This is a genomic window from Gemmatimonadota bacterium (assembly GCA_009835325.1).
Taxonomy (GTDB): Bacteria; JAAXHH01; JAAXHH01; order JAAXHH01; family JAAXHH01; genus JAAXHH01.
This window is the reverse complement of record VXWP01000075.1, coordinates 28,246-42,094: the sequence shown is the minus strand read 5'-3', so window position 1 is coordinate 42,094 and position 13,849 is coordinate 28,246. Positions and strand designations below refer to the sequence as shown.

Here is a 13,849-nt window from a genome sequence, read left to right as displayed (position 1 = left end):
GAGTACGCCGGGGTACTCGGCCCGCCCGGGTACTCGGTCCGCCCGGCGTATTCGGCCCGCTCCGACTGCTCGACCCACCCACACCGCGCACACCGGACTTCAGGGCTACGGTCACGTAAACGAGATCGGTACCGGCATGCAGGTCAGGATGAAGACCAGGACCGCGAGCCAACCCAGCCACCTGCTGTGACGGGGAAGGGGTGCCGCGTCATCGACCGGCGCGGGATGCCGGAAACCGCTGAACCTGCCCAACAACAGCAGCAGCACCCCGAACACCCACCATCCCGGCGAGTACCACCCCAGCACGGCCAGCGCCGCAAAACTCACGAGCGCGAGATTCTTCTGCAGGCGCCTGCCTCCGGCCGCGCCCCCCGTGAAGGCATACAGGATATGGCCGCCGTCCAGCTGGCCCACCGGCAGCAGGTTGAGCATGGTGACCAGGCAGCCGAACCATGCCGCAAGGCCCACGGAATCGAGGTATATGGTATAGTCCTCGGGCAACGGGCCGTGAATCAGGTACGCGAGCGCCTGAAACACCAGGGGTTCGCCGAGGTAAAGGCCCTCTCCCTCACCGGGAATGAGATCCACCCGGGCGCCGACCAGGCTGTACGCCATGATCGGGACCGCCACGATGAATCCGGCGATGGGGCCGGCGGCGCCGATGTCCATCAGGGCCTGCCGGTTCGGGTAGGGCGCCTTCGTCACGATGACGGCGCCAAAGGTGCCCGGGTTCGGTGTGATGAAGAAGAAGGGCGACGGTATGAAATGTGGCAGGGAGGTGTGGACGCCGTACCACCTGGCGTAGAGATAGTGGCCCATTTCGTGGGCCATGAGGATGCCTAGCACCGACAGGGAGAAGGGCAGTCCGTCCAGGAGGAGCGACGGGACGGTCACCAGGGTGAACAGCACCACCACCGGAGGGACCGTGGGGTGCTCCATGATCGTGCCGGAGATGAGGGTGGTCAGGAAAGTACAGGCGAACAGGACGGCGGGGCGGCGCCAGTGCGTGCGTTGCCGCCCGGCCTCGTCCGGCTGCATGGCATGGGGGAGCGTATCCTCAGGGGAATGCGGCGCCGGATCCGAATCGGGTGGGTGAAGCCTGTTATCCATGGATCGATATTCCGCCTTCCGGGGATCGCGACATCTCCCTCACTGGCCTGCGGTGTCCTCCGCGGGGCTTTCCTGCCCGGTCTTGAACAGAAAACGCTTGATCTTGCGCGTGGAAGTCTTCGAAAACTCCTCCCGGCGCAGTTCCACTTCTCTGACGCGTTTGTAGTCCGCGAGGTTCCCGCACCGCTCCCGCACTTCGTGGTTCATGAGCGCGGTCAGGGTCTCGTCGTCGTCCTGCACGCCCTCCTCTTCGAGGACTTCGAAGTCGGGGACCACGACTGCACGGACGTATTCCTCTCCCGTATCCGCGTTTTCGGCGCCGAAGACGAGCGCCTCCGCGATGTAGGGACTGAGGACGAGTTCACCCTCGATTTCCTCCGGATAGATGTTCTTGCCGGCGCGGGTCACGATCACGTTCTTCAGACGTCCCGCTATGTGCACGTGCCCCTCATCATCGATCCATCCCGAATCGCCCGTGTACAGCGCGCCGTCCTTGAGCACCTCGGCCGTGGCCTCGGGATTGTTGTAATAACCCATCATCACGTTCTCGCCCCGGACGATCAGTTCGCCGACGCCGGTATCGTCCGGGTTCACGACTTCCACTTCCACGCCGTTTATGGGCGGTCCGACGGAATCGGGTTTCGGCGGCTGCTCCACGCGGTGCACGGAAACGACCGGCGAGGTTTCCGTGAGCCCGTAACCCTGCAGGATGCGGAGGCCCAGGCGATCGAATCCCTCGGCCACCTCAGGCGGCAGCGCGGCGGCGCCGGACACGAAGAACCTGATGGTCCCCAGTCCACCCTTGTCGCGCAGGCTCCGGAACAGGGCCGTGCCCATGCGCTTGTTGAACTTCTCGCCCAGTTTCACCACGCCCATCAGGAGGTTGAACACAGTCCGCGTGACCGCGGGCTGGGAGCCGACTTTGCGCATGATCCCCTGGTACATTTTCTCGTACAGCAGCGGGACGGCCAGCATGATCGTCGCCTTGGAGTCCTTCATGGTCTCTACGATGTCTCTTGAATTGAGGCTGCCCACGTAAGACACCATGGCGCCGTTGAAGACCGGTGCGAGGAACCCGGCCGTGCACTCGAAGGTATGGTGCAGGGGGAGCACGGATACGAAACTGTCGTCGGAGCTAATGGATATGACCTGGCTGGCGGCCACCACGTTGGACATGATGTTGCGGTGGGACAGCATCACGCCCTTGGGCCGGCCGGTCGTGCCCGAAGTGTAGATCAGGACGGCGAGGTCATCCGGGTTGACCTGGCTTTCGGGCGCGGCGGCGTCCGTCTCGCTGGCCATTACCTCTTCCAGGCTCAGCACGTGCTTGAGTTCGGGCAGGGAACCGGCGATGGAATGGAAATCGTCCCGGAAGGCGTCCGACACGACGATGGCCCGCGCCCCGGAATCCTCGAGGATCCGCTGGTATTCACCGGGTTTCAACAGCCGATCGATGGGCACGGCCGTCATCCCGTGCCCGACGATGGCCAGGTAGGCGATGCCCCATTCCGGCTGGTTGGCCGCCAGCAGCGCAACCCGGTCGCCGTGCTGCAGGCCGAGTGAGGCGAGCAGTCCGGCGAGCGCGTCGGCCCGATGGGCCGCTTCCGCCCCCGTGAATTCCACGTACTCGCCGTCGCGTTTGATGCGGAGGACGACGTTCTCCGCGAACGCATCACCCAACTGTTCTTTCAGTGCCTGTATGGTAAGTGCAGTATCGGACATGATTCGTTCTCCCGCGTTATTTGCACCTGATTTTGTTTATACCTGTTCTGACGGACGCTTGAATGAACCCGGTTTCTCAGCACCGGTTCGCCGCGATTTCCCTCACGGCTCCGGCGACTCGCTCCATTTCTTCGTAGCTATTGTGCATGGCGCAGGAAATGCGTGCGCCGTGGTAGCCCCCTTCGTACAGCCCGCGGCTGTGGATCCGGTACCTTTCCCGGAGCGGCGTGCCCACGTCGGAGGAGGTCATGCCGGCGATGGAAAATGATACCATGGACGCGGACAGTGCGCGGTTCATCGGCGTCCAGACCCGAACGCCGGGTATGTCGGAAAGCCGGGTCTTGAGCCATTTCGCCATGGCCGCGCCGCGGTCCTCGACCAGGCTGGTGCCGATGGCGTTGTGGAAATCCACGGCCACGGCGAATCCCACAAGCGGTGCGTGACTCTGGGATGCGTTGTTCTCGAACCGCCTCGCCGTCGGCCGGCCGCCGCCCGTGTAGTAACCCAGTCCGATCTTGTCCTGTGCGGCGTCATCCACGTACAGCAGGCCCGTGCCCTTGGGCGTAAACAGCCACTTGTGCGTGCTGCTCACGTAAAAGTCGCCGCCGAGGTCCTTCACGTCGACCGCGATCATGCCTACCGACTGCGCCCCGTCGACCACGGTGATGAGCCCGCGCTCGCGGGCCATGGCGCAGATCTTCCGGACGGGCAGGCGCCAGGCCGTCGTGCAGGTGACGTGGCAGAAGCTGAGCACGCGGGTTTCCGGTCGTATGGCTTCCTCGAACAGCCGGACGATCTCGTCCTCGTCTTCCGGCGGGTCGTACAGGTCGAGCTTCCGGATCGGGTTGCCGAATTGTGCGTGCCGGTGCTGCCAGCAGGACCAGCCGCCGTAGTGCTCGTGGGTCGTCGTCAGGATCTCGTCTTCCGGTTTCAGGTCGAGGCCGAGCGCGATGATGTTCATGCTCTCGGTTGAATTCCTCGTGATGGCGACCTCGGAAGGGTCCGCGTTGATCAGCGCGGCCAGCTTCTCGTGAGCCTCGTGAGGCGCCGGATAGGCGACGCCCCCGGTGTCCCCGTCCTGAATCTCCGTTTCCTTCAGGACCGCGATCTGGGCCTGCAGGACCATGTGGGGCAGAATGCCGATCGTCCCGTTGTTGGTGTAGTGTATGGATCCGTTATAGGGAAACTGGGCTCTCACGGCCTGCCAATAGTTCTCGTTGTCCGCTTCGGCCGGCCCGGCGCCGGCCAGCATCCCGTCCAGTTCTTCGATGGTGTCCGCCATCCGACCGGTCCGTCCGGTCCGCCCGGACCGGCTGTCTTCCGCCGACTTTTTCCGTCCGGATGTCTGCCGCCCTTTTGCCATGCCCATTTCTCCGTCGCCCGCGTAGATCTTCGGAGCGAAATGCGTGGCACCGGAGGACCGGCACGGACGTGCCCGCATCATGCGGTCCCGTGTCATGCGGTCCCGGTGCTGAACCTTAGAAGGGAAACGCGTCAAATATAGCCGGACGGCGGAACGGTCGCAAGCGGTTTCTGGCCGGTACTCCGCGACGGATACCGCTTGACCGTCAAGGGCCGAAAATCCTATATTCACACGTTCATTCAAGCATGGTTTTTCCGTTGCGGGAGCGTTACATGGCCGGGATGCGCATCACCGGTGACCAGGCTATCGCGTACGGCGCGTTGCAGTCGGGCGTCGCGGTGGCGACGAGCTATCCTGGTTCACCGAGCAGCAGTACCATCGAGTTTCTGCGCGGTTTCTCGGAGAGCCACGGGCTGTACGTGGAATGGTCCACCAACGAGAAGGTCGCCTTCGAAACGGCGGTGGGCGCATCCATCGGCGGGGTCCCGGCCCTTATGGGCTGCAAGGGCGTCGGATTCAACGTCGCCCTGGATACCGTCATGGTGGCCAATCTGACGGACGCGGGCGCCGGGCTCGTCATCCTGCTCGGGGACGATCCAGGCGCCTGGGCCACCCAGAACGACCAGGACACCCGTCCGATCGCCTGGGGAAGCGAGCTGCCCATGCTGGAACCGGCGACGCCCTCCGAAGGGATCACCATGACCCGGGAGGCCTTCCGGCTGTCCCGCGAGACGCAGATGCCCGTCATCGTGCGCATCACGAAGACGTACGGCGCGCTGGAAGAGGAAGTGGAACCTCCTGAGATCCCCCGAGCGGCCAGCGTTCGGCCCCATGCCTTCGAACGGCATCCCATGCGGTGGGTATCGGTGCCCGGAAACGCCGTCCAGCTGCACCGGCGACTGCACGAGCGGCTTGAGGCGGTCGCCCGGCATTTCGAATCCGCGGGCTTCAACCAGGTCACCGGCACCGGAAAGACCGGCATTATCGCCGCGGGCGTGATCCACACCAAGTTGATGGACGTGCTTCAAGGGGTGGATATCTCCGGCCTGTCCATCCTCAAGCTGTCCACCCTGTGGCCGCTGCCCACCGGTCGGATCACCCGCTTTCTTGCCTCCACCGAGAAAACCCTGGTCCTGGAAGAGAACGAGCCCTTTCTCGAAACATTGATTAAATCGGTCTCCTATGACGCGAAGATCTCGACGCCGATAAGCGGCAAGCACGACGGGGCCGTGTCGCGGGAAGGGGAGTTGTTCCGTGGCCAGATCGCGGAGGCCCTGGCCGGATTCGTCCCCGGATTCAAGCCGGCACGCGACTTCCCGCCGCAAGCGGAACACAAAGACCTGCCCAGCGAGGCGGGCCTGCCGGAAAACTGTCCTTACACGCCCGTATTTGAAATCCTGCGCGATTTGAGCGGGCAATACGGCCTGTCGCCGGTGTACGTGGTGGACCCCGGTTGCGCGATCAAGATCAGCACGCCGCCCTTCGAGATGCTCGACGTGAAATACTCCATGGGTTCGAGCATCGGCATCGCATCGGGTCTGGTCCTCGCCGGCGTGACCGATCCCGTGATCGCCGTCGTAGGGGATTCCGACTTCTTTCACCTGAGCGCCAACGCGCTCTTCAACGTGGCCCACCAGGAGTCTGATCTGATCATCCTCATCCTGGACAACGCCACGACAGCCCTGTCCGGGTTCCAGGGCACGCCCAACCTGGGCGGATCCGAACCGGGCCGCGAGACGATGCCGCTCAGCATCGACGGCATTGTGGAAGCCTGCCCGGTCGCGCTGAACGAGACCATCGATCCCTGGGACGAGGACCGGTCGCGCGACGTGATCGGACGGAGCCTGCGCCAGTCCGGTGTCCGCGTGATCATCGCCCGGAGCCCCTGCCCCTACATCGAGAACGGGCACTGCCCGGGTTATAGCGCCAAAGGCGCCGAGGCCGCCGTTTTCGCGTCGAATCCCTGACCGTCCGGCCATCTGCGAATTCGGCCACAGGACCAGCAGAAAGACCGATCAACCTCACCGCTTTTTGTGCCGTCCGCACCGCTTTCGGGTACACCGCGATCCGCGCAATTTATCCTTGCGGAGACCGGGTACCTGATGTTTAATGTTACACCATCCAATAGCTGGTCTTTGCTTTAGCAGTGTATAGACGGAGGCGTGTAATGAACGAAAGCAGGATTAACGGTATTCCGGTTATCGAACTCGTCGGCAGCTTCCTGGGCGATCCCGAAGTGTCCGCATTCCATGACCGCGTGAGGGCATTGAAGGCCGAGGGCACGACCGCAGCCGTCGTCGACCTCGGCAGGTTGAATCTCATCAGCAGTTCGGGCGTCGGCGCGCTCGTGGGCAGTGCCAAGACCCTCCGTGAAGCCGGAGGCGACCTGAAGCTGGCCAACCTGAGCGAACGCACGCACAACGTGCTGGTCGTCGTTACCCGTCTGGATTCCGTTTTCAACATCTTCGACTCGGCGGAGGACGCCGCGGCAAGCTTCTAGCTGTTGATCGGACCGGCCTGAATTGAACCTGGACCGCATCCGTCAGGAATTCCCTGTCGTCCATCGCTGCACCTATCTGAACCACGCGGCGGTCGGCACGTTGCCGACGCGCGCCAGGGAAGCCGTGCGCGCCTACGTGGAGGACTTCAACGAGCACGCTGCCTCCAACTATCGCGACTGGGAAGCCGCCATCGAGACCGCCCGGTCCCGGGCTGCCCGGTTGATCAACGCCATACCTGAGCAGATCGCCTTCGTCAAGAATACGACCGAAGGCCTGTGTTTCGCCGCTAACGGCATCGACTGGCGTTCTGGCGACAACGTGGTCCTGAACGACCTGGAATTCCCCTCCAACGTATATCCCTGGCTCAATCTCGCCCGACACGGCGTGGAAACACGGATGGTCGAGTCCGTGGACGGCCGGCTCACGGTGGATTCGATCGCGGACAGGGTCGATGCGCGGACGCGCGCCGTCTCTATCAGCCACGTCGAGTTCGGGAACGGATTCCGCAACGACCTTGCGGCGATCGGCGCGCTGTGCCGTGAGAAGGACATCTGTTTCGTCGTCGACGCCATACAGTCGCTCGGGCAGACGCCGGTGGACGTGGAGGAGATGTCCATCGACCTCCTCACGGCCGATGGACACAAATGGCTGCTGAGTCCTGAAGGGATCGGCATTTTCTACTGCGCGCCGCACCTGACGGAACGGCTGAAGCTCTACGAAGTGGGATGGAACTCGGTAGCGGACGCCGGCAACTACGATGCCTACGATCCCACGCCGGCGCCGACGGCGCGGCGCTTCGAGTGCGGTTCCCACAATACGCTGGGCATACACGCACTGGGCGCTTCCCTGGACTTGCTGCTGGAGGTGGGTATCGAGGCGGTGCAGGAGAGGCTGCGCCTGCTGACCGACCGGCTGGTCGACGGGCTGCGCGACGAGGGCTACCGCGTCCTGAGTCCCCGGGGCGCATCCGAATGGTCGGGCATCGTGACGTTCGACAGTCCGGTACACGAGACCGAAGCCCTGCATCGCACCCTGCGGAGCCACCAGATCATCGGCGCACGCCGCGGAGGCGGCATTCGCATATCCCCGCATTTCTACAACACGGAAGAAGAAGTGCTTCGCGTTGTGGACGCGCTTCCGAGGCACTGACCGCTTCAGCCACCGACCGCCGCCGTCTCCCACGCGCCTTCGATGGCCCACTGGCGCTGCAGGTCGATGGATTCGTGGCCCTTGAAGGACAGGGCGAGCTCATCCAGCCGGCCACCGGTGACGCGGATGCGTGCCAGGTCGCCCACGCCCAGCCCGATGGCATCCCCGTAGAAGACCGTGCCCACTTCCAGGGGTTCGAATCCCATGGCCTTCGAAATGACGGCGTCCACGGCGATGGTGTCCTCTCCGGCCGCCGCCAGCCCCAGAGGTACCGTGTCTGTACCGCCGGGACCGTTGCCCTGGATGCCCACCGTGCCGTCCACCACGCTGTAGTGGGGGTAGAGGTGGCGGGCAAGACGGATCAGGTTCCTGCTGAGGGCCCGCGCCTCCTGGGGGTGGCGCCGGTCGTGGTGGGTCGTGTAGCCGTGTACCTTTATGCGGTCCTTCTTCAGGATCGTGCCCATGATGAGATTCTTCAGCGCCAGGGTAACCATTGCGCCGTCGTGGGTCTTGGCCAAGGCGACCGAGATGACGCAGGGACAGTCCAGCACGGTACGGGGCATTCGGACCGTGGTCCAGGTGCCGTCGACCATGTAAACCCGGGTGTTGCGCCATCGTGTCTCCTGGTTCAGGTCCACCAGTTCGATGGGGAGGTCGTATTCGTCCGGGATGTCGGCGTACCCCATGTGGCGGAAGCACTCCCCGGGTACGGTCTCGTTGCCGCCTTCGGCGATCAGGACCCGCCGGGGCTTGTCGGGCAGCGTCATGATCACATCCAGCACGCCGCGGACCGCGTCCGGGTGGGTGCATACCACCGGGTTCGTGCCGGAGAGGAAATTGGGCTTTAGCATGACCTCCTCCCGCATGAGGGAGGCCAGTTGCGGGGCGGAGCGTTCTACGGCCGTCCGCACGTTCTCTCGCCGGTTGCTTCCCGTACCGATTCCGACCGTCGTTTTCGATGCCATGGTCATCTCCTTCATTGACGCGGATAGAACCGCAGTTCCGGCACGTTCGGGATCAGGCCGCGGGCATGGGCCAGGCCGTAAAATTCCATGAGCCCGCTACGCTCGCGGTCACCAAGGTCGTAGGCCAGGTTGTCCTTCAGGTACGTCGCATAAAAAGACGTGGGCCGGGAACGGTTCCCGGCGTGTAGTTCGGCGATCTCATCCAGGGCCGATACGCCCTGTTCCTTCGACTCGATCAGCCGTTCGACCTCAGCGTGGGTGAGATCACCGTCCTTTCCCGCCCAGAAGGCATACACGAAAGGCAGACCGGTCAGTTCCCGCCAGGCTTCCCCCAGATCGAGCCGCGGTTCCGGCCGGTCCGTGTATTCCAAAGCCGGGTCGCCGATGACCAGGGCCGCGTCCGCCCGTTCCAGCATCGCGGAGACGTCCGGCGGATGGTCGAATGAATCGATTTCAATCCCGTATCGCTCATGCAGCACGATCCGCGCCAGGGCGACCGAGGTCCGGGAGCTCATGTCCATCGCCACCTTGCGGATCCGGTGAACCGGCACCCTGTGGAAAAGGAGGATGCTGGCAACCGGACCATCAGACGCAATGGCGATCTCCGGCACGATGGCGTAGGCCGCCTGGCCTCTTGCGTATTCGATACTTGGAATGACACCCGCCGAGGCCTCGCCGGCCCCTACCTGCCGGGCGCATTCGGAGGGGATATCGTAGAGGATTTCGAATCCGTGTTCCTGGCCGCCGTGTTCCAGGCCATAAGTCAAGGCACGGGAATTCAGGTAACTGACGGCGTAAATGCGGGTTCTGTTGTCCATTCGGAAGTCGCCGCCGGTTGTATCCGTCACCGCTTCCCGCGCGATTACGCGGAGGTTTCGAGCTGTTCCGTCGTGCCGTCTTCTACGTACTCGTAACGCGTGTTCCGCCGGCGCGGCCTGAACCCCGCGTCGCTGATGAGGCGTTCGATCTCCTTCGTAGGCATCACGAAACTCGTGCCTCCGGCGCTGATGACGTTCTCTTCCATCATGGTGCTGCCGAAATCGTTCACCCCGTAACCCAGGGCGATCTGCGCGATCTTGGGTCCCTGGGTCACATAGGACGCCTGGACGTTTTCGATATTGTCCAGCATCAGCCGGGCGATCGCCACGGTGCGCAGGTAGTCGTACCCGGTAGCCTTTCGCGTATCCGGCAGTTCCGTGCCCTCCGGCTGGAAGCTCCATGCGATGAAAGCCGTGAAGTAACCGTCGTGGCGAGCCAGGGAATCGTCCTGCACTTCGCGGACCCGCAGAAGGTGTTTCAACCGGTGTTCGACGGTTTCCACCGATCCGAACATCATGGTGGCCGTCGACTTCATGCCGAGGCGGTGGGACAGGCTGTGGACGTCCAGCCATTCCTCCACCGTTTCCTTGCGGAAGGCGATGGCGTCGCGCACCTCGGTGTCCAGGATCTCGGCGCCGGCGCCCGGGAGAGATTTAAGTCCGGCCGCGCGCAGGCGGATCAGCGCCTCCTCGACCGTGATTCTCGAGATATGGGCGAGATAGACGATTTCCGCCACGGACAGCGAATGGAGATAGGCCGCGGGATAGCGCCGGGAGATTTCCGAGAAGAGCCGTTCGTAGTAGTCGATCTTCAGCTTCGGATTCAGTCCGCCCTGCATGAGGATCTCGCAGGACTCCGGCGTATCGCCTCCGACGGCGATCAGTTCCTCTACCTTTGCGAAGATCTCCTCGTCCGGCAGCGTATATCCTTCCTGGTCGCCCGGGGGACGGTAGAAGGCACAGAATTTGCACCGCACCCAGCACACGTTGGTGTAGTTGATGTTCCGGCCGATGTTGTAGGTCACCACCGGTTCGGGGTGTCTGGTCCGGCGCACGTGATCGGCCAGCATGCCGAGTTCAGTGACGTTCGGGTGCTGGAAAAGACGCCTCCCGTCCTCGGCAGTCAGCCGCGTTCCGGACAGGACTTTTTCCGCGATATCGGTGATCATGGGGATTATCCCTGGCCCGGTGCCGCGGCGGTCTTCGCCCCGTTGGCCTTCGCTCCGCTAGCCTTCGCCCCGGCGGCCTCTGCCCCGTTGGCGGTCTCCATATAGGCCGGACGGATCGTTTCGGGCCGGTCGACGATATGATAGAGCGCGTCGCGTTCGACGGGCTGGCGCCCCGATTCGCTGATCATATCGAGCATCTGCGTGTGGGTCAGGGCCTGCATCCGGTCGGTGACCGGGTTCCGGGTGATTTCGTACTCCAGGACGCTGCCGTCCATGTCGTCCGCGCCGTACCACAGCGACACCTGCGTCACCGCCGGGGTGTTCATGATCCAGAACGACTTGATGTGGGGTACGTTGTCCAGCATGAGCCGGGCTACCGCGATCTCCCGGAGGTCCATCTGGCCGGTCGGTCCAGGGAGATGCTCGATCGCCGTACGTTCAGGGTGCCACGACAGGGGGATGAAGGCCAGCAGGCCGTTCGTCTCGTCCTGCAGTTCACGCAGTTTCATGAGGTGGTAGACCTTCTCCTCCGTCTGCTCCACGTGGCCGTACAGCATGGTGGCGTTCGACGGCAGGCCCACCTCGTGGGCGACGCGCGCGGTCTCGAGCCACTTGTCCGAATCCGACTTGGCCTGGAACAGTTCCTCGTGCACCCGTTCGCTGAAGACCTCGGCCCCGCCGCCGGGCAGGGCGTCCACCCCGGCTTCTTTCAGATCCAGCAGGGTCTCGGCCATGGACTTCTTGCCGATTCTCCGGATCTGCTCGAGTTCGATCATGGTGTAGGCTTTGAGGGACACCCCGGGCCGGACTTCCTTGATCACCCGGACGATGTCCAGGTAGTAGTCGTAGGGCAGTTTCGGGTTCACGCCCCCGACCATGTGGATCTCGGAGATGGGAATCTCGGCGTAGGTCTCCATCCTCGCCCTGATGTCGTCGGGCGAAAGCACGTAGCCCTCGGGGTCTTTAGGCAGGGCGTAAAACGAACAGAACAGGCAGCTCTTGTTGCAGATGTTGGTGTAGTTCAGGTGCTGGTTGCGCACAAAGTATACCCGGTCGCCGTGCATCCGCTCACGCACCAGGTTGGCCAGGTAGCCGATGGCGGGAAGGTTCCCGTTCCGGTACAGCCGTCTCCCGTCGTCGGCCGAGAGCCGCTCGCCCGCTTCCACTTTCTTGTGGATGTCTTCCAGACCTGCCGCGGCGATCAATGCCTCGAACAAAACCGCCTCCTCAAAAACAGTCGTTCAGTTTCAACCGGCGGGCGTCCTCTGCAGACGCCGACCCGCCACACGCTTCCCTCTTATAATGCACTTCCGAGCCCTTTTTCACAATAAGAATCACCTCGTCTCGACGAGGCCCTGTGCCGTCCAGCCGGGATCCGGGTCGCCGGCCATCGCCTTCCGAACGCCGAAACCGGGCGCCCCTGCCGTACCCCAGTAATCCATCGTTTCCGGCACTCTTCGCCATACCGCGGGTTCGTGCGTTGCTTCGTCTTCGATGTACGCCAGGTCGCTGGAGCATTCGTTCACGTATCCGGCCGGATCCTTGTAGTAGCAGAAGATGTTGTTGCCGGGGCCGTGACGTCCCGGCCCCCAGTCGGGTTCCTGCCCCCGGTCACGAAGGTTGGAGACCCTTTTCATCAAGGCGTCCACGCCGGACATCCCGTACGCGACGTGGTTGACCGATGCGTGATCCGCGCGGGTGAACACGACGACGTGATGTCTCCGGCCGCATCGCAGGAAGACCATCTGGTCCTCGATCCAGTCCGAGACCCGGAACCCGAGCACATCGGTATAGAACGCCACGATCTGATCGAACCGCGCCGTGTTGAGTCCCACGTGGCACAGCCGGAGAGGCCCGCCGTTCGCATCGGATCCGCCGTTCGCATCGGATCCGCCGTTGGCATCGGACCCGCCGTTGGCATCGGCTCCTTCATTCGTGTGTCGGGCCACCCCGGCCGACAGCTCGATGCAGCGGTTTTCCGGGTCCAGAAAACGCAAACCGTATCCGCCGCCAGGTTCGTCCAGGACGCCCGGATTGGCCACGATGGTGATTCCCCGGCGTTCGAGCTCGGTTGCCGCCCCGTCGACCGCCTCGCATCCGTCAACGCTGAAGGCCAGGTGGTGCAGCCCAGGCCGCTTCGCCGCATGCAGACTGAGAATGTGATGCTCGGTCGACGCTCCGCGGAAATAACGCGCGTGCCGGTCCTCGCCGACCGAACGGTCTTCTCCGGCCTGCCGGAGTCCCCAGGCCTCGAGGTAAAACTTTGCATGGATCGCGGTCGCGGGTGACAGCAACCCCACGTGGCGGATTTCCAGGATCTTCATCCGGGAAGCTCCCTCCGGTTCAACGCGATCTTCAAGTCCCGCCGGATGTAGATTTCGACGAACTCGCGCAGCCACACGTCCTTCGCCAGCGTGAACCGCTCGATCAGTTCTTGCCGGGGTCCGTCGGTGAGGTAAACGATGCGCCACAGGTTCAGCGGCCGCAATTCATTGCCATCGACCGAATGCTCAACGTGAAAGAGCGGCTGTTTATCGCCTGCTCGAAGCGGACTCCCATCCATGCCGGGCAGTTCCGACGTGCCGATGAATGTGACGCGCTGCCGCCCGGGGTTGAGAAAGACGCGTTCGAGAACCAGCCCATGCTTCGACGGTTCAAGCCAGAGGCGCTGCCGCGAGCATCGCACGAAGGATTCGGCTCCGCCGGTCGATGCCTGCCGGTTCCAATAGCGGGAACTGCCTTTCTTTACCACAGAAGGAATGTAAAGGTCGGGCCGGAACGCCTTCTTCACCTCCATGTCCCACAGCATGGTCCGGGTGAACCTGAGCGGCTTGTTCGTGCGGTAATAACGGGCCAGTGTCCCGTTGATGTCGACTGGATCCAGCTCTATTCGGGTGTTGCCCGGGTTGGTCCAGGCCCGTTCGAATGCTGCTTCATGTGTCGGCGGACTGATGGGCGCCGCGGCTTCTCCCGGAACGCCGGCTTCTCCCGGAACGCCGGCTTCTCCCGGAACGCCGGTACCTTCCGCCTCGCCGGTTTCTTCGCGTTTCAT

The 13,849-nt window shown here is 63.4% G+C and carries 12 protein-coding genes; 3 read left to right on the top strand and 9 right to left on the bottom strand.

The annotated features are described in order from the left end of the window. Positions 1-111: 111 nt before the first annotated feature. The 3 genes from F4Z81_09660 to F4Z81_09650 all read right to left on the bottom strand — a co-directional run bounded on the left by F4Z81_09660 (position 112) and on the right by F4Z81_09650 (position 4,291). Positions 112-1,110, bottom strand: a complete 999-nt coding sequence (locus tag F4Z81_09660) for a site-2 protease family protein (protein MXW05318.1) — start codon at positions 1,108-1,110, stop codon at positions 112-114. 39 nt (positions 1,111-1,149) lie between these two features. Beyond that, positions 1,150-2,832, bottom strand: a complete 1,683-nt coding sequence (locus tag F4Z81_09655; protein ID MXW05317.1) for a long-chain fatty acid--CoA ligase — start codon at positions 2,830-2,832, stop codon at positions 1,150-1,152. A 76-nt stretch (positions 2,833-2,908) separates the two neighbouring features. Further along, complete coding sequence (locus F4Z81_09650) at positions 2,909-4,291, bottom strand: aminotransferase class V-fold PLP-dependent enzyme (GenBank protein MXW05316.1); 1,383 nt, start codon at positions 4,289-4,291, stop codon at positions 2,909-2,911. Positions 4,292-4,440: 149 nt separating this feature from the next. On the opposite strand from F4Z81_09650, the gene F4Z81_09645 reads away from it, so the two are divergent. From F4Z81_09645 to F4Z81_09635, 3 genes are all read left to right on the top strand, one after another. Beyond that, positions 4,441-6,162, top strand: coding sequence for a hypothetical protein (locus F4Z81_09645; GenBank protein ID MXW05315.1), 1,722 nt, complete (start codon positions 4,441-4,443; stop codon positions 6,160-6,162). A 200-nt stretch (positions 6,163-6,362) separates the two neighbouring features. Further along, complete coding sequence (locus F4Z81_09640) at positions 6,363-6,695, top strand: STAS domain-containing protein (protein ID MXW05314.1); 333 nt, start codon at positions 6,363-6,365, stop codon at positions 6,693-6,695. A gap of 22 nt (positions 6,696-6,717) precedes the next feature. After that, positions 6,718-7,845, top strand: a complete 1,128-nt coding sequence (locus F4Z81_09635; protein MXW05313.1) for an aminotransferase class V-fold PLP-dependent enzyme — start codon at positions 6,718-6,720, stop codon at positions 7,843-7,845. Between the two features lie 5 nt (positions 7,846-7,850). Here the strand turns inward: F4Z81_09635 and F4Z81_09630 are convergent, their stop codons facing one another. The 6 genes from F4Z81_09630 to F4Z81_09605 all read right to left on the bottom strand — a co-directional run bounded on the left by F4Z81_09630 (position 7,851) and on the right by F4Z81_09605 (position 13,849). After that, complete coding sequence (locus F4Z81_09630; protein MXW05312.1) at positions 7,851-8,825, bottom strand: DUF362 domain-containing protein; 975 nt, start codon at positions 8,823-8,825, stop codon at positions 7,851-7,853. Further along, entirely contained in the window at positions 8,822-9,628 is an 807-nt protein-coding gene (locus tag F4Z81_09625) for a menaquinone biosynthesis protein (protein MXW05311.1), read from the bottom strand. Before F4Z81_09625 ends, F4Z81_09630 begins: the two co-directional genes overlap by 4 nt. 44 nt (positions 9,629-9,672) lie before the next feature. Then, on the bottom strand, positions 9,673-10,797 hold the full coding sequence (gene mqnC, locus F4Z81_09620) for a dehypoxanthine futalosine cyclase (protein ID MXW05310.1): 1,125 nt from the start codon (positions 10,795-10,797) through the stop codon (positions 9,673-9,675). Between the two features lie 5 nt (positions 10,798-10,802). Beyond that, positions 10,803-12,014, bottom strand: coding sequence for a CofH family radical SAM protein (locus tag F4Z81_09615; protein ID MXW05309.1), 1,212 nt, complete (start codon positions 12,012-12,014; stop codon positions 10,803-10,805). A 117-nt stretch (positions 12,015-12,131) separates the two neighbouring features. Further along, positions 12,132-13,121, bottom strand: coding sequence for an extradiol ring-cleavage dioxygenase (locus F4Z81_09610; GenBank protein ID MXW05308.1), 990 nt, complete (start codon positions 13,119-13,121; stop codon positions 12,132-12,134). Continuing rightward, positions 13,118-13,849, bottom strand: coding sequence for a hypothetical protein (locus tag F4Z81_09605; GenBank protein ID MXW05307.1), 732 nt, complete (start codon positions 13,847-13,849; stop codon positions 13,118-13,120). The genes F4Z81_09610 and F4Z81_09605 overlap by 4 nt, the downstream gene beginning before the upstream one ends.